This window comes from Curtobacterium sp. MCBA15_012, from assembly GCF_001864935.2.
Lineage (GTDB): Bacteria > Actinomycetota > Actinomycetes > Actinomycetales > Microbacteriaceae > Curtobacterium.
In genome coordinates, this window is record NZ_CP126267.1 from 355,466 (window position 1) to 373,221 (window position 17,756).

The 17,756-nt window shown below is 71.8% G+C and carries 18 protein-coding genes; 11 read left to right on the forward strand and 7 right to left on the reverse strand.

The genetic code is table 11. From position 1 onward, the window contains the following. Positions 1–38 precede the first annotated feature (38 nt). The 3 genes from QOL15_RS01705 to QOL15_RS01715 all read left to right on the forward strand — a co-directional run bounded on the left by QOL15_RS01705 (position 39) and on the right by QOL15_RS01715 (position 1,722). Positions 39–221: a hypothetical protein gene (locus QOL15_RS01705; RefSeq protein WP_071246563.1), complete on the forward strand. Its 183-nt coding sequence runs from the start codon at positions 39–41 to the stop codon at positions 219–221. 197 nt (positions 222–418) lie between these two features. Continuing rightward, a complete protein-coding gene (locus tag QOL15_RS01710) occupies positions 419–1,426 on the forward strand; it encodes a hypothetical protein (RefSeq protein ID WP_139197412.1) in 1,008 nt (335 codons plus the stop codon). Beyond that, positions 1,423–1,722, forward strand: a complete 300-nt coding sequence (locus tag QOL15_RS01715) for a hypothetical protein (protein ID WP_139197411.1) — start codon at positions 1,423–1,425, stop codon at positions 1,720–1,722. Before QOL15_RS01710 ends, QOL15_RS01715 begins: the two co-directional genes overlap by 4 nt. Positions 1,723–1,845: 123 nt before the next feature. On the opposite strand, the gene QOL15_RS01720 is transcribed toward QOL15_RS01715, so the two are convergent. From QOL15_RS01720 to QOL15_RS01735, 4 genes are all read right to left on the reverse strand, one after another. Beyond that, entirely contained in the window at positions 1,846–2,265 is a 420-nt protein-coding gene (locus QOL15_RS01720) for a hypothetical protein (protein WP_139197410.1), read from the reverse strand. A 68-nt stretch (positions 2,266–2,333) separates the two neighbouring features. Next, the gene (locus QOL15_RS01725) at positions 2,334–3,278 is read right to left on the reverse strand and encodes a GNAT family N-acetyltransferase (RefSeq protein WP_083393924.1); all 945 of its coding nucleotides are present in this window, start codon (positions 3,276–3,278) and stop codon (positions 2,334–2,336) included. A 79-nt stretch (positions 3,279–3,357) separates the two neighbouring features. After that, positions 3,358–3,696 (reverse strand): SH3 domain-containing protein, encoded by a 339-nt coding sequence (locus QOL15_RS01730; protein ID WP_071246555.1) that lies wholly within the window; start codon positions 3,694–3,696, stop codon positions 3,358–3,360. A gap of 318 nt (positions 3,697–4,014) precedes the next feature. Beyond that, positions 4,015–5,070, reverse strand: a complete 1,056-nt coding sequence (locus tag QOL15_RS01735) for a LacI family DNA-binding transcriptional regulator (RefSeq protein ID WP_071246554.1) — start codon at positions 5,068–5,070, stop codon at positions 4,015–4,017. 169 nt (positions 5,071–5,239) lie between these two features. Here QOL15_RS01735 and QOL15_RS01740 point away from each other — a divergent pair, with 169 nt between their 5' ends. From QOL15_RS01740 to QOL15_RS01765, 6 genes are all read left to right on the forward strand, one after another. After that, positions 5,240–6,484, forward strand: a complete 1,245-nt coding sequence (locus QOL15_RS01740; protein ID WP_071246629.1) for an extracellular solute-binding protein — start codon at positions 5,240–5,242, stop codon at positions 6,482–6,484. An 81-nt stretch (positions 6,485–6,565) separates the two neighbouring features. Continuing rightward, complete coding sequence (locus QOL15_RS01745) at positions 6,566–7,537, forward strand: carbohydrate ABC transporter permease (RefSeq protein ID WP_065961004.1); 972 nt, start codon at positions 6,566–6,568, stop codon at positions 7,535–7,537. A gap of 133 nt (positions 7,538–7,670) precedes the next feature. Further along, positions 7,671–8,432 (forward strand): carbohydrate ABC transporter permease, encoded by a 762-nt coding sequence (locus tag QOL15_RS01750; protein WP_065961079.1) that lies wholly within the window; start codon positions 7,671–7,673, stop codon positions 8,430–8,432. A 32-nt stretch (positions 8,433–8,464) separates the two neighbouring features. After that, the gene (locus QOL15_RS01755; protein ID WP_071246552.1) at positions 8,465–10,381 is read left to right on the forward strand and encodes a glycoside hydrolase family 127 protein; all 1,917 of its coding nucleotides are present in this window, start codon (positions 8,465–8,467) and stop codon (positions 10,379–10,381) included. Positions 10,382–10,610: 229 nt separating this feature from the next. Continuing rightward, the gene (locus QOL15_RS01760; protein WP_065961007.1) at positions 10,611–10,832 is read left to right on the forward strand and encodes a LacI family DNA-binding transcriptional regulator; all 222 of its coding nucleotides are present in this window, start codon (positions 10,611–10,613) and stop codon (positions 10,830–10,832) included. Positions 10,833–10,878: 46 nt separating this feature from the next. Next, on the forward strand, positions 10,879–12,648 hold the full coding sequence (locus tag QOL15_RS01765) for a CBM35 domain-containing protein (protein WP_083393923.1): 1,770 nt from the start codon (positions 10,879–10,881) through the stop codon (positions 12,646–12,648). A 196-nt stretch (positions 12,649–12,844) separates the two neighbouring features. Here QOL15_RS01765 and glgX read toward each other — a convergent pair whose 3' ends face one another. Continuing rightward, entirely contained in the window at positions 12,845–14,863 is a 2,019-nt protein-coding gene (glgX, locus tag QOL15_RS01770) for a glycogen debranching protein GlgX (protein WP_254784094.1), read from the reverse strand. Between the two features lie 130 nt (positions 14,864–14,993). Continuing rightward, complete coding sequence (locus tag QOL15_RS01775; protein WP_071246548.1) at positions 14,994–15,269, reverse strand: DUF4190 domain-containing protein; 276 nt, start codon at positions 15,267–15,269, stop codon at positions 14,994–14,996. A 160-nt stretch (positions 15,270–15,429) separates the two neighbouring features. On the opposite strand from QOL15_RS01775, the gene QOL15_RS01780 reads away from it, so the two are divergent. Beyond that, positions 15,430–16,071, forward strand: coding sequence for a hypothetical protein (locus QOL15_RS01780; RefSeq protein ID WP_065961014.1), 642 nt, complete (start codon positions 15,430–15,432; stop codon positions 16,069–16,071). A 212-nt stretch (positions 16,072–16,283) separates the two neighbouring features. Next, positions 16,284–16,544 carry a hypothetical protein gene (locus tag QOL15_RS01785; RefSeq protein WP_065961017.1) on the forward strand — a complete coding sequence of 87 codons (261 nt, stop codon included), beginning with the start codon at positions 16,284–16,286 and terminating at the stop codon, positions 16,542–16,544. 60 nt (positions 16,545–16,604) lie between these two features. Here the strand turns inward: QOL15_RS01785 and QOL15_RS01790 are convergent, their stop codons facing one another. After that, on the reverse strand, positions 16,605–17,627 hold the full coding sequence (locus tag QOL15_RS01790) for a LacI family DNA-binding transcriptional regulator (RefSeq protein ID WP_065961019.1): 1,023 nt from the start codon (positions 17,625–17,627) through the stop codon (positions 16,605–16,607). Positions 17,628–17,756: the final 129 nt, after the last annotated feature.

Genomic DNA, 17,756 nt, shown 5'->3' on the forward strand with positions numbered 1-17,756 from the left:
TGTTGACAGGACCTCGGCGTCCACGAGACCGTGGTGACGTGCGCAACGGTCTCGTCCTCGGTCTCGTCGCGGCGGGCTTCGGCGTCGTCGGCATGGTCCTGACGTTCGTGTGGGACACGTCCCGGTCCGGTCCGCTGCTGGCGCTCGCGGGCGTGGCGCTGCTCGTCGCGGTGGTGTTCGTGGGGCTCTCGGTGCGCGCGACGCGATCGACCCGCGACTGAGCCCGAGCGCGGCGGTCGCATCCCGGGTCTCGTCGTCGCTCGATCACGAGCGCACGCACGCTCGATGGCCTGCTGGCCAGCTGCCCGCGCGCGAACCTCATCCGATCGGATGAGGGTGATTCCTGAGTGCTCTCATAGATTCGGGTGTGTGCCGGGGCGAGGGGCCCCTGCCGCATCAGATGGGGGAATCAATGCTGTTGACGGGAAGAGCCTTCGGGCTCGCGGGGGTCGGACTGCTGTGCGTCGCCGCCATGGCGGGGACGTCCACGGTCGCGTTCGCCGACGACACCGAACAGGTCGACGCGATGGCCGCTGTCGAGGGGATCGCGCCGGAGGTCCTGGAAGGTGTCGCGTCGCCCGACAGTGCCGACGGTGACGCCTCGACGTACGTCGCCAGCGGCGTCGACATCACCGTCCCGAAGGATGCCGGCGACGGCGCCGTCCTGCAGGCCGGGAACCACGAGCTCACCGTGTCGCTGCCGTTCGCGAACCAGGCGGCAACTGCGGTGGACGTCGGCGGGGGACTGACGACGTTCGACAACCAGAACTCGTCGACGACCGCGCCGATCGCACGAGAGGACGGCAGTCTGCAGATCCTCACGATCATCGACGATGCCAGCGCGCCCACCCGGTACGACTACGACCTGTCGGTCCCCAGCGGTGGACAGATGACGATCCGCGAGGACGGCGTCGTCATCATCTCCGATCGCGACGGCGGTTTCGCCGGCACCGTGGCACCGGCTTGGGCGAAGGACGCGACGGGGGCGCCGATCGGAACCCACTACGAGGTGCAGGGCAACACCCTGACGCAGGTGGTGGAGCATGCTCCGGGCACCCAGTACCCGGTCGTCGCCGACCCGTGGCTCGGGATCACGCTCTTCAAGAGCTTCAAGCGCGACACCTACCACGGCGATTACCGCTACAGCGCCTGGGTGACCGGTCCCGGCGCACTGGTCCTCAGCGGTGGTGGCGGAGTGGGCGGGTACGCAGCCGGACAGGCCGTGTTCCGCGGTGCGGGTTGGGATGAGTGGAAGGCCAAGTGGCCAGCGATCACGAACAAGGCCACGCTGCAGCAGCAGTACAACTGCCACGTCGCGGCGAGCGTGTACGGGCTGCCGTTCACGCAGGACTACAACCTCGAGCGGTACCGGGCGAACCGCTCGAACTGGGTCGCAGGAGTTGCCTCCCACCGCTGCAACTGGTGACCGTTGCACGACCGATCGGAGAGAAGCGCATGAAGAAGTGGATGATCGCTTCCGCTGCCGCAGCGGGAGTCGGAGCGCTCACGGCAATCGGGTTCCTCGTCGCGATGGGCGTCGACTACCGCATGCAGGAAGCGACCGGCGTGGAACCCGGGTACACGCCCGACGGCATCGTCGGAGGCTTCCAGGTCGGCCTCTGGCTCCTCGGCGTCGGGATCGTGGCACTCGTCGCCTGCGTCGTCGTCGCAGCCGCGCGTCGCCGAGGTGGAAGTGGCTCGACATCCCCTTCTGAGCGCTGACGGGCTCTCGGGCAGCAGCACCGCTCCGGTGCTGCTGCCCGAGACCTCGATCCGCTCGACTCGACGACATGGCGCTGACCCGGCAGCGCTCCTCCCGTCCCGCCGCTCGGTAGCCGGTAGCCCTCAGCGGTCCTCGTCGTGGATCGCGACGAACGCCTCGTGGGCCCGCTCGTTCGTGGCGGGCGACGTCGACCGGTAGGTGCGCGACCCCGACCGCCCGGGGTGGAGCACCTGCACGGTGAACGGTGTCCCGAGCTCGACCGCGAGCGCCTGCGCGAGCCGTTCGCCCTCGCGCTCGAAGGCCCGTCGGACGTCCGCAAGGACCGCGTACGGGTCCCGAGGATCTCCGGCCTCGGAGAAGCAGGCGTCGAACGCCCGGAGGTCCCGATCGAGGTCGGGCGACAGGTGCATCTCGTCGTGGTCGCGGGGACCGCGGTACCAGACCGGGCTGTCGCCGTGGTCGACGAAGACCCGGACGAGCCACTCGTCACGCTCACGCACCGGCTTCCGCATCCCGCCATCCTGCGCGAGCGACGTGGTCACGTCCGTGACCGTGGCCCGTCTGACGGGCCGGGCCACCCGACGGCGCGTCGGCCGACCCGTGACCGCCGTCACTGCGCGTGCACGATGCGCACACGGGTGACGGTGAACCCTGCGCGCTCGAACGCCGCCCGCATGGGGGTGTTGGCCGCGTCGGTCGTGCCGACGATCCGGGCCTGACCGTCGTCGTGGTGGACGTGGGTCATCTCCGCGAGCAGGTCGTGGACGTACCCGTGTCCACGGTGCTCGGGGACCACGCCGAGGTAGCTGATGCTCGCGTCGTACGCCGTCCTGGTGGGGATGATGAACCCCACCGTCGTCCCGTCCGGGAGGTGCGCGGTCCGCCAGGCCTGCCGGTCGCCGGGCAGTGAGCGGTAGAAGTCGAGGTCGTCGTCGGCGAGTGCGTCGATCCCGTCGCGGGCGACCACGTCGTTCGTGTGCGCGTCGAGGGAGCCGGTCGCGACGGCGGCGAACAGCGCCCGGAAGGTCTCGTCGTCCGCGGGGGCGAACCGCAGGCGGGTCGGGCGCGGCGGCTTCGCATCCGTCGCGGTGCGCGCGAAGCTGACGCGTTCCGTGGTCCGCGTGAAACCGCCGAGGTGTGCGGCTTCGTGACGCCACCGCACCGCCTCCACCGCTGCCGGATCGCTCGCCCAGGTCGGGGCGGCGTCGACGATGAACTCGAGCGGCGCGCCGGCACCGAAGGCGTCCAGTCCCGCGCGGACCAACGCGGCACCGATCTCGACCGCCGCCGGGCCTCCTGTGCTGGTGCTGAGGCAGTCCAGGGTGACGGGGCGGTCTCCGTCGGACCGGCCCCACCAGAGCGCTCGGCCGACGGGCCGCCCTTGCTGTTCCGCGAGCCAGGACCACTCCGGCCGGTAGTTGCCCGTGCGGAGTTCCGCGGTGAGGCGGTCGGCGTCGATCCGTGCCACGGGGTCGTCGCTGGTCCACCGGGTCAGGGCGGGGACGTCGTCGGGCGTCGCACGTCGGATCCGGGTCGGCGGTGTGGTGGGGGTCATCGACCACGAGCCTGCCGCGTCGGCCGCCGATCCACCAGGGCCGGCAGGCGGCCGCTGCGCGCCCGGAGGTGCGGACCCCTCACCGGGGAGCGAGCACACGGTGCGGGATCCACCCCGCACGGCCGTCCGCGTTCCGGCACCAGGCCCAACCGCTCTCCGGGTCGTCCTCGACGACCTCGACGACCTCGCCGGCCTCGGCGGGGAGCTCCGTGGTGTCGTACCCGACCCGCACGACGCCCGACGGGCCGTCGACGTCGATGTGCCGCGCCGGCACCCATCCCGTTCCGTGTGCTGTGGTCACGAACACGAACGCGGGCCACTCGGTGTCCCGGTCCCCGACCTGGACGACCTCGCCGGGCCGCACCACCAGCGGGGCCCGTGCCGGGATTGCGTGGTCAGCGGTCAACACGTGTCGCACGGCACCGATCCTGCCACCAGCCGGGACGGGCGCGGCGGAGCGGGCGGGCGCCGTGGCGCGGGACGTGACGGACGGGAGGCGCGGTTCCGGCCCGCACCGCGCCTCCCGTCCGTCATCCGGTCGCGTCGACGGCCGTGGCCGGCCCGACGGGGCGGCCCGACCGGCGGAGCGTGGCCGGCCGACGGGATCGCCCGGCCGTGGCCGGCGCCCCGGGCCGCCTGGCGGACCGCCCGCGGTCGTGCGCGCGTGCGTCCTTCCGACGGGGGCGCCGACCGGGTTCCCACCGGATCGACCCCGACGCCGGAGCGTCGCCCGGGGTCAGTCGCGGGTGGGCTCCCCTGCGGGAGCGCTCGACCCCCGCACCACCAGCTGCACCGGGTTGCGGACCCGGCCGCGCCGGACGTTCCCGTCGATGGTGTCGACGAGGGCCTCGGCGGCCAGGCGTCCGAGTTCCTGCAGGTTCATGTCCACGCTGGTCAGGTGCGGGCGTGCGCCCTCGACCAGGATGTCCCAGTTGTCGAAGCCGACGACCGCCACGTCGTCCGGGATCCGCCGCCCCGATTCGCGGACGGCGTCCATGACCCCGCGGGCGATGTGGTCGCTGCCGGCGACGATCGCGTCGACGTCGGGGTGCGCCTCGAGGAGCCGGACGGTCGCCTGGCGTCCCCAGGCTTCGTTCCAGCTGCCGAACACCAGACCCGGGGTGCCGACGAGTTCGAGTCCGTGGTCCTCCGTCGCCGCGGCTGCCCCGCGGAGGCGGTCCCGGGCGGCGGCGTAGGTGTCCTCGCCGTTGACGATCGCGATGCGTCGGCGACCGACGGCGACGAGGTGGTCGACGGCCAGGCGCCCGGCGAGCTCGTTGTCCGGCTCGAACGACAGGTCCTGGTCGTCGGTCGACGGCGCGTAGACGTAGACGACGGGGACGTTCGGCTTCGACTGCATCGGCGGGCGGGGGCTCGTGGTGCGGCCGACGACCAGGACGCCGTCGACCCGCCGGGTGAGCAGGGACTGCAGCTGGAGCTGCTCGCGGAGCACGCTGTCCCGCGCGTCCGCGAGCAGGACGCTCAGCGACCCGGCGCCGAACGCGTCCTCCGCCCCGAGCAGGATCGGCAGGACGAACCGGTTGTCGAGGTCACTCGTGAGCATGCCGATGGTGTTGGTGGGCGCACGGTTCAGGGCTCGGGCGAACGGGTTCGGGACGAACGCGAGGGCGGACGCCGCGGCCGTCACGGCCTCGCGTGCCCGCGCGCTGACGTGCGCCTTCCCGTTCAGCGCCTTGGACGCGGTCGCGACGGAGACCCCCGCTGCCCGTGCCACGTCGGCCAGGGTGACGGTCGTCGCCGTGGTGTCGGTGCCGCTGTCGTCGTCGCTCATGGTGCCTCCGAAACTAGTTTACGAATTTCCTTGACACCTCGGTAGGGCGGATCGTAGATTCCTCCCGAAACCGGTTTCGGTTCCCTCGACGGCGAGGCAGCGTCGCCGAGGGGACCGTTGCCGGACCCGAACCTGCGATCACGTCGCATTCAGAGAGGAACCCGTGATCATGCGCACCAAGACCGCAATCCGCATCGGCGCGCTGGTGGCAGCAGCCAGCGTCGTCGCCGGTCTCACCGGCTGTTCGGCCCAGTCCTCCGGCTCGTCGGACGCCGCGAAGGGCACCTACACGTTCTGGGACCCGTACCCCCAGTACGACGCGTCCTCCGCGTGGGGCAAGCTCGTCGCGAAGTGCGGCACCGACGCCGGTGTCACCGTCAAGCGCACCGGCTACGACACCTCCGACCTGACGAACAAGGCGCTGCTCGCCGGCCAGCAGGGCAAGTCGCCCGACGTCCTGCTCGTCGACAACCCCGTCGTCTCGACCCTGGCCCAGGCCGGGATCCTGACCGACACCGGGACGAACGGCCTGCAGACCGGGTCGATCTCCAAGAACATCCTCGGCGCGGGCGTCATCGACGGCAAGACGTACGGCGTCCCGATCGGCGCGAACACCCTGGCGCTGTACTACAACCCGAAGGTGCTCGAGGCCGCCGGGGTCGACGTCTCCACGATCAAGGACTGGGACTCGCTGACCGCGGCCCTCGCGAAGGTGAAGGCCGCCGGCAAGAAGGGCATCACCTTCTCCGGGATCAACACCGAGGAGGGCTCGTTCCAGTTCCTCCCGTGGTTCTGGGGCGCCGGCGCCGACCTGACCAAGCTCGACTCGTCGAAGGCCGAATCCGCGCTGAACCTGTGGAAGGACTGGATCGACAAGGGCTACGCGCCGAACTCGGTGATCCAGAACACCCAGACCACCAGCTGGCAGGAGTTCCAGTCCGGTGACTTCGCGTTCGGCGAGAACGGCACCTGGCAGAAGGACGCGGCGAAGCAGATGGGCGCCGGCGTCATCACGATCCCGGCGAAGGACGGCGGCGCCGCGCCGGTGCCGACCGGTGGCGAGTTCTTCACGGTCCCCGTGCAGAAGGACGACGCCCGCTACGCGACGACGAAGAAGATCGTCTCGTGCCTGTCGTCGGGCGACGACGTCGTGAAGACCGACAACACGCTCAACTACATCGCCGCGTCGTCCAGCCTGCAGCAGCAGCAGCTCGCCGCGAACAAGGACCTGTCCACCTGGGTCGACGCGGTCAAGGCCGCGCGGGCACGCACCGGCGACGACCTCGGCGTGAAGTACCCGGTCATCTCGGAGCAGCTCTGGACCGCGGTGCAGAAGGCCGAGTCCGGTTCCGCATCGCCGTCCGACGCGCTGCAGGCGGCCCAGCAGGCGGTCGACGCGAAGCTCACCAAGTAGGCGCCCGACCGCCCGACCGCACGACCGCACCACGCGGACACCACCCACCGCACCACCACGGAAACGGAAGTCGACACGACCATGACGACCGACACGACGTCACTGCGACCGTCGGCTGCGCGTCCCCGGGCCGAGGGCACCCCTGCCTCGGCCCGGGCCCGCCGCGCCCACGCGCAGCGGAGAGCACAGCTCACGGCCTGGGCGTTCCTCGCCCCGGTGGCCCTCTACCTGCTGCTCTTCTACGCGTACCCGCTCTACAAGAACGTCGAGCTGAGCCTCCGGCACTACACGGTGACGTCGTTCGTCTCCGGCAACGCCCCGTTCGTCGGCCTGCAGAACTTCGTCTCGGTGTTCTCGAGTGCGACCTTCGCCCCGGCGATCTGGAACACCACGGTCTTCGTCCTCGTGTCGATCCTCGTGCAGTTCGCACTCGGACTCGCCCTCGCGGTGTTCTTCCACAACCACTTCCCGCTGTCCGGACTCCTCCGGGCGCTGTTCCTCGTGCCGTGGCTCCTGCCGCTGCTCGTGTCGGCCAGCACCTGGTCCTGGATGATGAACAGCGACTCCGGGATCGTGAACGCCTTCCTCGAGTCGGTCGGCATCGGGCAGATCAACTGGCTGACCTCGCCGACCTGGTCCCTGTTCGCCGTGCTCGTCGCGAACATCTGGATCGGCATCCCGTTCAACCTCGTGATCATGTACTCCGGGCTGCAGGGCATCCCGGGCGAGCTGTACGAGGCGGCGTCCCTCGACGGCGCGAACGGCTGGCAGCGCTTCTGGCGGATCACGTTCCCGCTGCTCCGCCCGGTCACGGCGATCACCCTGCTGCTCGGCTTCGTCTACACGCTCAAGGTGTTCGACATCATCTGGATCATGACGAAGGGCGGCCCGTCGGGCTCGTCCACGACGCTCGCGATCTGGTCCTACCAGCTGGGCTTCGGCTCGCTGCTGCCCGACTTCAGCTCCGCCGCGACCGTGGGGAACGTGCTCATCGTCATCGCCCTGGTCGTCGGCCTCGTCTACGCGCGCGTGCAGCGCCGCCTGGAGGTGTGAGATGGCCACCACGACCGTCACCCGAGCCGTCACCACGCGGAACGCCCGCGGCGGACGGCAGCGCGCCACCGCGACCGGGCCCGCTGCGAAGCGGTGGTGGCGGACCGTGCTCGGTGTCGTCTTCACCGCGGTGATGCTGTTCCCCGTCTACTGGATGGTGAACGTCTCGCTCACCCGCGACCAGGACATGCGGAAGAGCCCGCCGAACCTCATCCCGATCGACGGCACCCTGCACGGCTACAGCACGGTGCTCGGCCAGCAGCTGCCGTTCCTCGGCACGAGCCTGCTCGTCGGGCTCGGCACCGTCGTCCTCACCCTCGTGCTGTCGGCACCGGCGGCGTACTCCCTCGCCAAGCTCCGGCCGCGGGGCGGGGGAGCGATGAGCTTCGTGCTCCTCATCGCGCAGATGATCCCCGCGATCATCATGGCGATGGGCTTCTACACGATCTACGTGCAGCTCGGGATCCTCGACACCGTGTGGGGGCTGATCCTCGCCGACTCGACGATCGCGGTGCCCTTCGGCGTGCTCATCTTCACCGCGTTCATGCGTGGGATCCCGGACGAGCTGCTCAACGCCGCCCGGATCGACGGGGCGAGCACCTGGCGCACCTTCACCGCCGTCGTGATGCCGGTGAGCCGGAACTCGGTCGTGACGGTGTCGCTCTTCAGCTTCCTCTGGGCCTGGTCCGACTTCCTGTTCGCCAACACGCTCGACGGCGGTGGCGACGCGAAGCCCATCACGCTCGGCATCTACGCCTACATCGGCAACAACAACCAGGAGTGGAACTCGATCATGGCCACCGCCGTGGTCGCGTCGATCCCCGCCGCGGTGCTCCTCGTCCTCGCCCAGCGCTACGTCGCCGCCGGTGTCACCGCCGGCGCGGTCAAGGACTGACGCACCCGTTCCCCACGTCCGAGGAGGACATCGTGACCATCACCCACACCACCGTCCCGGCCGGGCCCGTCGTCCCGTCCACGGGTGCGCTCCGACCGCTCCCGCTCGGTGACCTGCGCCTGACCGGCGGCTACTGGGCCGACTGGCAGCAGCGGAACGCCGACACCGTGATCCGCCACTGCGAGACCTGGATGGAGCGGATCGGCTGGACCGGGAACTTCGACGCCGCGGCCACCGGGCAGCCGTTCGAGCACGCCGGGATCGAGTTCGTCGACTCCGAGGTCTACAAGCTCCTCGAGGCGATGGCCTGGCAGCTCGGCGTGCAGCCCGACGACGACCTCGCCGCGCGGTACGAGCGGCTGGTCGAGCGGGTCGCGGGGGCGCAGGACGCCGACGGCTACCTGCACACCAGCTTCGGCCGTCCGTGGCAGCGGCCCCGGTGGTCGGACCTGGAGTGGGGGCACGAGCTCTACTCGATGGGGCACCTCCTGCAGGCCGCGGTCGCGCGGCTGCGCACCGCGGGCGGCGGACGGCTCGTCGACGTGGCGGTCCGCGTCGCAGACCACCTGGTCGACGTGTTCGGGGAGGGCGGACGGGAGGCGGTGTGCGGGCACCCGGAGATCGAGCCGGCCCTCGTGGAGCTCGGCCGGGCGACCGGCGACCACCGGTACGTCGAGCTGGCGCGGACGTTCGTCGAGCGCCGCGGCCACGGCTTGCTCGCGCCGATCGAGTACGGCCAGGAGTACTTCCAGGACGACGTCCCGGTCCGCGACGCCGAGGTCCTGCGCGGGCACGCCGTCCGCGCGCTCTACCTGGCCGCGGGTGCGGTCGACGTCGCGGTCGAGACCGGCGACGTCGGACTCCTGCGGGCGGTCGAGACCCAGTGGACGAACACCGTCGCGAAGCGCACCTACCTGACCGGTGCGATGGGCGCGCACCACCAGGACGAGGCGTTCGGGGCCGACTTCGAGCTGCCGCCGGACCGCGAGTACGGCGAGACCTGCGCCGCGATCGCCTCGAACATGCTCTCGTGGCGGCTGCTGCTCGAGACGGGCGAGTCGAAGTACGCGGACCTCATCGAACGCACGCTGTACAACGCCGTGATGGTCGCCCCGCGCGAGGACGGCCGCGCCTTCTTCTACGCGAACACCATGCACCAGCGGGTCGAGGGGACCGTCCCGCCCGAGGACGAGGTCAGCCGTCGCGCCCTGTCGAGCCTCCGTGCCCCCTGGTTCGAGGTCTCGTGCTGCCCGACGAACCTGTCCCGGACGCTCGCGAGCGTGCAGACCGTGTTCGCCACGGTGAGCGACGACGGCCTGCAGCTGCACCAGTACGGCGACTTCGAGGTCGACACCGTGCTCGGTGACGGGACCCGCGCGGCGTTCTCGGTCCGGTCGGACTGGCCGCGCGCCGGACGGGTGGAGGTGGTCGCCACCGTCGGCGGCGACGCCCCCGTCGCCCTCCGGCTGCGGGTGCCGTCCTGGTCCTCGGGTGCCGCGCTCGACGTGGCGGGCCAGGCGGTGCCCGTGGAGGGCGACACCGTCACCGTGCGCCGGGTCTTCGCCGCGGGCGACCGGATCGTCCTCGACGTCCCCGTGCAGGCGCGCACCACGGTCCCGGACCCGCGCATCGACGCGGTCCGCGGCACCGTCGCGGTCGAGCGCGGCCCGCTCGTGTACGCGGTCGAGTCGATCGACGCGGGCTCGGACGTCCGCGACCTGCTCGTCCCGGTGGGTGCCGAACCCGTCGACCACGGCGCGGACGACGTCCGGCTCGCGGTCCGCACCGTGGCGGTGCCCGAGCCGACCGGCCTGCCGTACGGGGACGGTGGCGGCGCCGGCGCCGGCGCCGTGGTGACCGGAGAGCCGCGCGAGGTCCGACTCGTCCCCTACGCGACGTGGGGCAACCGCGGACCGTCGACCATGCGCGTCTTCCTGCCCGTCGGGTAGGGGAGCCGCGGACGGGAGCCGCACCGCGCCTCCCGTCCGCACCACGGCGACCGCCTGCCGGGCGGACAGACCGTCTGCCGGGCGGACAGACCGCCTGCCCGGCGGACAGACCGCCTACCGGGCGGACAGACCGCCTACCGGGCGGACAGACCGCCTGACCGGCGGGCCGACCGTCCGACCGGCGGGCCGTCCGCCCGACCGCCTGCCGGGCGGACCGAGAGGAGGAGCGATGACGCTCGACCGCACCGACAAGCCGACCATCTACGACGTCGCCTTCGTGGCGGGCGTGTCCCACCAGACGGTCTCGCGCGTCCTGAACTGCCCGGAGACCGTGCGCCCGGCGAACCGCCACCGCGTGCTCGCGGTCATCGCGTACCTGGGCTACGAGCGGAACGCCGAGGCCGAGCGGCTCGGCCGGCTCCACAAGCACCCCGCCGACGCGGCGGAGTGACCCACCAGCGTTCCGGGACCACCCGGAACACGACGAGGAGGAAGCAATGACGCATCTTCGAACACCGGTCCGACCCGGACGCCGTCGGGGTCGACCCCGACGGGCCGCAGCGGTCCTCTCCGCACTCGTGGTCGCGGGGACGGCGGCCTTCGGGTTCGGGTCCACGGCGCCCGCCTACGCCGACGGCAACACCCTGACGGTGAACGTGGGCACGACCGTCCGCCCCGTCACGCACGTCGCCGCCGGTGGCCTGTACGGCGTCGACACCGGCAGCACCCCGCCGCTGAGCCAGCTCTACCCGCTGCACGTGAACACCTTCACGCAGCCGCCGCCCGGCACGCAGCAGCTCGGCAACGGTGCCACGCACCCCTGCTGCGACGGCCTCCAGGTGGCCGGGAAGATCACCGACGCGGGCGGACAGCAGTACCTCCGGCTGCCCGACGTCTTCAGCACCTTCCCGTACAACTGGGTGAGTTGGCCGGACTGGGAGTCGAAGATCGGGACGATGATCTCGGCCCGCGTGGACGCGACCAGCACGACCAACATCGCCGGGTACGAGATCTGGAACGAGCCGGACGCGAACTGGGCGGCCAGCACGAAGAACGACCCGAACGCCGGCAGCTACCTCGACATGTGGACGCGGACCTACCGTGACATCCGCGCGGTCGACACCCTCACGCCGATCATCGGACCGGGCGCCAGCAGCTACAGCCACGACTTCATGCTCGGCTTCATGACGAACGCGAAGAACACCGGCACGCTGCCCTCCGTCGCGGTGTGGCACGAGCTCGGCGACTTCAGCTACCAGGACGTCCAGGCGCACGTCACGGACTTCCGCGGCATCGAGGACTCCCTCGGGCTGCCGCACATCCCGATCTCGATCAACGAGTACGCCTCGCCCGGGCAGGTCGACGAGCCGAGCATCGGCGTGCACTACATGGCCGCGTTCGAGCGGGCCGGCATCCACGACGCCGAGCGTGCCTACTGGTACGAGGCCGGGACGATGGACGGGCTGCTGTACAACAACCTGCCGACGGCGTCCTACTGGGCGTACAAGTGGTACGGCGACCAGTCCGGCAACGTCGTCCAGACCGTCCCCCAGTCGTACCTCGACGGTGTCGCCTCGTACGACGCGAGCCGGAAGCAGGTGAACGTCGTCTTCGGCGGTGACGGCGGGACGAACACCGTCAAGGTGAACGGGCTCGCCGGGCTCGGCAGCCAGGTCTCGGTGCAGCTCTCGTCGACGAACACCACGGGTCGCACGACGAACCAGGCCGCGCCGAACCTGCTGTCGACGACGACCTACCCGGTCGTCGACGGGTCGATCTCGGTCCCGGTGTCGAACATGGACGCCGTCGCGGCGTACCAGCTGCTCATCACCCCGACGACCGGGACGCCGACGTACCAGCAGACCTACGAGGCGGAGAACGCGACCGTCGTCAACGCGAGCCGGCTGTCCTCGTCCACGGCGTCGAACGGCGGGTACGTCGGGCGCATCGACGGGAACGGTGACGCGCGGACGGACAGCTTCGTGGACTTCCTGGTCGACGTGCCGACCGCCAGGTCGTACACGATGACCATCAAGTACGCGAACGCCACCGGTGCGACCGCCACGCAGGGGCTCGCCTCCGACGGCGGCGCCTTCTCGACGGTGAGCTACCCGCCGACGACGTCCGGCTGGGGCAACCCCACCGGCAGCGTCGACGTCACGGTGCAGCTCCGGGCCGGGTACAACGTGATCCGACTCGCGAAGGGGTCGCCGAACTACGCCGGCGGCACGGGCTACGCCGAGCTGGACAGCATCCACCTGCAGTAGAGGCGGACGGACGGGAGGCGCGGTGCCGGTCGGCACCGCGCCTCCTGTCCGTCATCCGGTCACCTCGCGGGCCGTGGGCGGTCCGACGGGGCTGCCCACCGTCGGGCCGCCCGCCGTCCGGCGACCGCTGTCGGGCCGGCCGCCGTCCGGCGACCGCTGTCGGGCCGGGCCGCCGTCCGTCGGCCGGCCCTGCGGGTCAGACGAGTGCCGTGAAGGACGCGTCGCGGACGAGCAGCGTGGTCGCGCCCTCCTCGACGGCCTGGTCGTGGTCGCTCGACAGGCCGAGCTCCCACGCACCGCCGCCCGGCTTCTCCGGCAGCGTGAACTCCACCGTCGTCTCGGACGCGTTCAGCAGCACGGCCACGGTGTCGTCGCCCTGCGCGAGCACGAGGATCACCGCACGGTTGCCGCCGTCGGCCCAGTCGCCGTCCTCGAAGCCGTTCGCGTCGGCGCGGAGCACCGAGACGGCCGACGCCGAGTCGCCGGGCGCGGTGCGGTACCACTCCGGGCGGAGCGCCGGGTGCGCGGCGCGGAAGGCGATCGCGGCCGTCGTGAAGGCGAGCAGGTCCTGGTCGGCGGCCGCCCAGTCGAACCACGAGATCTCGTCGTCGTGGCAGTAGGCGTTGTTGTTGCCGCCCTGCGAACGGGCGATCTCGTCGCCGCCGAGGATCATCGGGACGCCGGCCGACAGCAGCAGCGTGCCGAGGAAGTTCCGGCGCTGGCGGTCGCGGTAGTCGTTCACCGCGCCGTCGTCGGTCGGGCCCTCGATGCCGCCGTTGAACGACGTGTTGTTGCTCTCGCCGTCGTTGTTGTCCTCGCCGTTCGCCTCGTTGTGCTTCTCGGCGTACATCGTCAGGTCGGCGAGCGTGAAGCCGTCGTGCGCGGTGACGAAGTCGACCGAGCAGAGCGGGGAGCGGCGCGAGCCCTCGTACACGTCCGGCGAGCCGAGGACGCGCTGGACGGCGTCGCCCAGGGTGCCCTCGTCGCCGCGCCAGAACGCGCGCAGGTCGTCGCGGTACTTGCCGTTCCACTCGGACCAGTCGGCCGGGAAGCCGCCCACCTGGTAGCCCGCGGTGTCCCACGGCTCGGCGATCATCTTGACCTCGCGGAGCACCGGGTCCTGGTGGATGATGTCGAGGAACGCGGAGTGCTTCTCGGCCTCGCCGTCCTGGCGGGTCAGCGTCGTGGCGAGGTCGAAGCGGAAGCCGTCGACGTGCATCTCCTCGACCCAGTAGCGGAGCGAGTCGGTGATGAGCCCGAGCGCCGACGGGTGCGACACGTTGAGGCTGTTGCCCGTGCCGGTGGTGTCGAAGTAGTTCGCCTCGTCGCCCTCGACCAGGCGGTAGTACGAGGCGTTGTCGATGCCCTTGAAGGACAGCGTCGGGCCCATGTGGTTGCCCTCGGCGGTGTGGTTGTAGACGACGTCCATGATGACCTCGAGCCCGGCGGCGTGCAGGGCCTTGACCATCTCCTTGAACTCGGCGACCTGCTGGCCGGCCGTGCCCGAGGACGCGTACTCGTCGTGCGGGGCGAAGAAGCCGATGGAGTTGTAGCCCCAGTAGTTGCGGAGGCCCTTGTCGGCGAGGGTGGAGTCCTGCACGAACTGGTGCGTCGGCAGCAGCTCGACGGCGGTGACGCCGAGGTCGGTCAGGTGCTTGATCGCCGCCGGGTGCGCGAGGCCCGCGTAGGTGCCGCGGATCTCCTCGGGGACGTCGGGGTGCTGCTTCGTGAAGCCCTTCACGTGCACCTCGTAGACGACGGTGTCGGCGTACGGGGTGCGGAGCTGGGTGTCGCCGTCCCAGTCGAACTCGCGGTCGGCGACGACGGACTTCGGCATGGCGCTCGCCGAGTCGGTCTCGTCGATCTGCTCGGGCGACTCCATGTCGTGCCCGAAGAGCGCCTGGCCCCACGTGTACTCGCCGTCGATCGCGGTGGCGTAGGGGTCGAGCAGGAGCTTGGCGGCGTTGTGGCGCAGGCCGTTCGCCGGGTCCCACGCGCCGTGCACGCGGAAGCCGTAGCGGGTGCCGACCGTCACGTCGGGGACCACGTCGTGGAAGGTGTACCCGGTGCGGTTCCGCAGCTCGGTGCGGTGCTCGGTGCCGTCCTCGTCGAACCGGCAGAACTCCACCCGCTCTGCGGTGCTGGAGAAGAGCGCGACGTTGGCGCCGCCGTCGACGAGCGTGACGCCGAGCGGGGTGCGGGAGGAAGTGGTCATCATGCCCTTCTAGTGGTGGGCGACTGTGCTCCCGCGCGACCGGCGTACCCCGGGGCCCGCGCTGCTCCTCCGAGGGGCCGGTTCAGTGGCCGACCGTGACGACGCGTCAGTGCCCGACGGTGACGACGAGTCAGTGCCCGACGGTGACGACGAGCGCGTGTGCGAGCAGGGCGACCGCGAACAGGGCGATCCAGGCACCCCCGACGGCGATGCCGGCGATCGCGAGGCCGCGGCCGTGCTCGCCCGTCCGGTGGATCCGCACGAGGGCGACGATCGAGACGACGAGCCCGACGACGTTCGCGACGAACGCGAGGACGAAGCCCGCGATCGCGAGCGAACTCGTCCGGTCGACGCGCGGCACGGGGGCGTACGGGTCGGTGGGCAGGGGATGGGCGTGGTCGGTCACGGTCGATCCTCTCGTCGTGGGCGGGCGTCCCGCCCCTGTCCTCCGAGCCTCGTCCTTGAGTCGTCGCCGGGGTGAGCCTCGGGCGGATGACCGGGGTCCACCGTGCGGACGAACCCGGGGTCCGCCGGTCGGAGGAGCGATCTCGCGGTAGGTTCCCGCCATGACCGACTCCCTCCGCGCACGCTCGGCGCCGCCCCGTCCTGCGCGCCGGACGGACGAGGCCCGGCTGCTCCTGGCCGGTGCCGTGCTGTCCGTGCTCCTCGCGGCCGTGCTGCAGCGGGTCTTCTTCGTCGTGACGAGCGAGCTGCAGCTCCGCACCGGCGAGGTCGTGATGGGCGTCCTCGGGTTCGTGGTGCCGCTCGTGCTCGTGCTCGTGGCGCTGTCGCGGGTGCCGACCGACGCGGTGGGACGTGCGGTGGCACTGGGCCTCGCGACCCTCGCGAGCACGGTCCTGGTGGTCGGCCTGTTCCTCGACGGGGTGGCCTGGCTCGTCGGCGGGAGCCTCGGCTGCGCCGCGCTCCTCGCCGCGTGGCTGCTGGTCCACCGCGCTCCACCGGTCGCCTGGCTCCTGCTCGTGGCCCCCGCGGCGGCCATCGTCGGCCTCGGTCTGGTCGGCATCCTCGCCCGTGCGGTCTTCGACGCCGCCCCCGACGCGCGTCCGGTCCTGTGGCAGGTGGAGGGCGTGCTCGCGGTGCTGCTCCCGCTGGCCGTGACGGTGGGCGGGGCGATGCTCGTGCCCCGCACCCGGCGGGGTCGTTCGTCGTCCGGCCCGCCGGACGCCCCGGTCTCGCGGCGGTCCTGACCGCGTCCGACGACGCGCGTCGTCGGCCTGCTCCGGTGAGCGCGTCCCGGGTCGCGCAGGGCGGCTGACGGCGCGACGAGGGGGCGGACGGGAGGCCCGTGGCGGCGCCGCCACGGGCCTCCCGTCCGCCGTCCTGTCCGGGGCACGCCGACGGGTGCCGATGTCCGCGCCGTCGCGTACCATTCGAACACACGTTCGAACGGGAGGTCGAGATGATGCTGACGCACGAGGTCGCCACGGTGTGGTGGGAGCGCGGTGTGCCGGACCGGATGGTGTGGCGCGAGCGGCGCTGGCGGGTGAGCGACAGCCCGACGCGGCTGACCGCGACGGCCGAGTTCCTGCCCTCCGCGATGACGCACGCGCCCGAGCGGACCGTGGGGTGGCGGTTCCAGGTGAGCGCGGACGGGGACGCGGTCGTCGTCGACATCGTGCCCGAGGGGGACGGGTGGGTGGTCGCGCGGACCTGGCGGTGACCGGCGGCGTCCGGGGCTGCCCGCTCGCGCCGACCTGGCGGTGACCGGCCGTTCGCGGGGCTACGCGCTCGCGCGCCAGACGACCTCGGTCGGCAGGATCAGGCCCCGCGGTCCGTCGTCGGTCCCGGCGATCTGCTCGAGCACCTGGCGAGCGGCGTGCTCGCCCAGGGTGCGGGCCGGCTGGCGCACGGTCGACAGCGGCGGGTCGCAGCGGAGGGCCCAGGCGCTGTCGTCGAAGCCGACCACGCCGACGTCTCCGGGGACCGAGCGACCGGCGCGCTGCAGGACGTCCATCGCCCCGGCGGCCACGGCGTCCGATGCTGCGAACACGCCGTCGACGTCGGGCGCGCGGTCGAGCAGCTCGCGCATGCCCTCGACCCCGGCGGTGTAGCTGAACAGGGGATTGCGTGCGACCAGGTCGGGGTCGAAGCGGTCGCCGAGGGCGGCGGTGAAGCCCTCGAGGCGGTCCTGCCCTGAGTCGCGGTCGAGGCCGGACGCGAGCATGCCGATGCGCCGTCGGCCGGTGTCGACCAGGCGTCGGGTGATGGCCTCGGCGGCGGCGCGGTTGTCGATCGCGATGTACGAGGTGTTCGCGGCGTCGGACGGGTGCCCGACGAAGCACGCGGGCAGCCCGATCTCCTCGATCGCCCGGGTCACGGGGTCGCCGTCGCGGGCGGAGAGCACGATCGCGCCGTCGACGAACCCGCCGCGCAGGTACTCGACCACGCGCTCGTTGTCCCGGGCCGAGTCGACCATGATCGTGACGAGCTGCTGGTCGGCCTCGGACAGGACGGCGTTCGTGCCGATGAGGATGTTGCCGATGTTCGGGTCGTCGAGCACCTGGACGCTCGGCTCGTGCACGATGAGCGCGACCGCACCGGAGCGACGGGTGACCAGGCTGCGGGCCGCGGCACTGCGGACGTAGCCCACCCGGCGGACGGCTGCCTGGACGGCCTCGCGTGCCTCGGCGGAGACGTAGGGCTCGTCGTTGAGGACCCGGGAGACGGTGCCGCGGGAGAGCCCGGCCTCGTCCGCGACGTCCTGGATCGTCGCACGGGAGCGCGCGGCTCGGACGTCGGTCATCCCGCAAGCGTATCGGCGCGCGCGGCGCGGCCGGGTGCGGGGTCGCGGGGCCCCGGCCGGGGCCTGCGCCACGCCCTGCCTCGGCGCCCTGCGCACAACCGGAAGCACCTCGCGCCGTGGTTCGCCGTG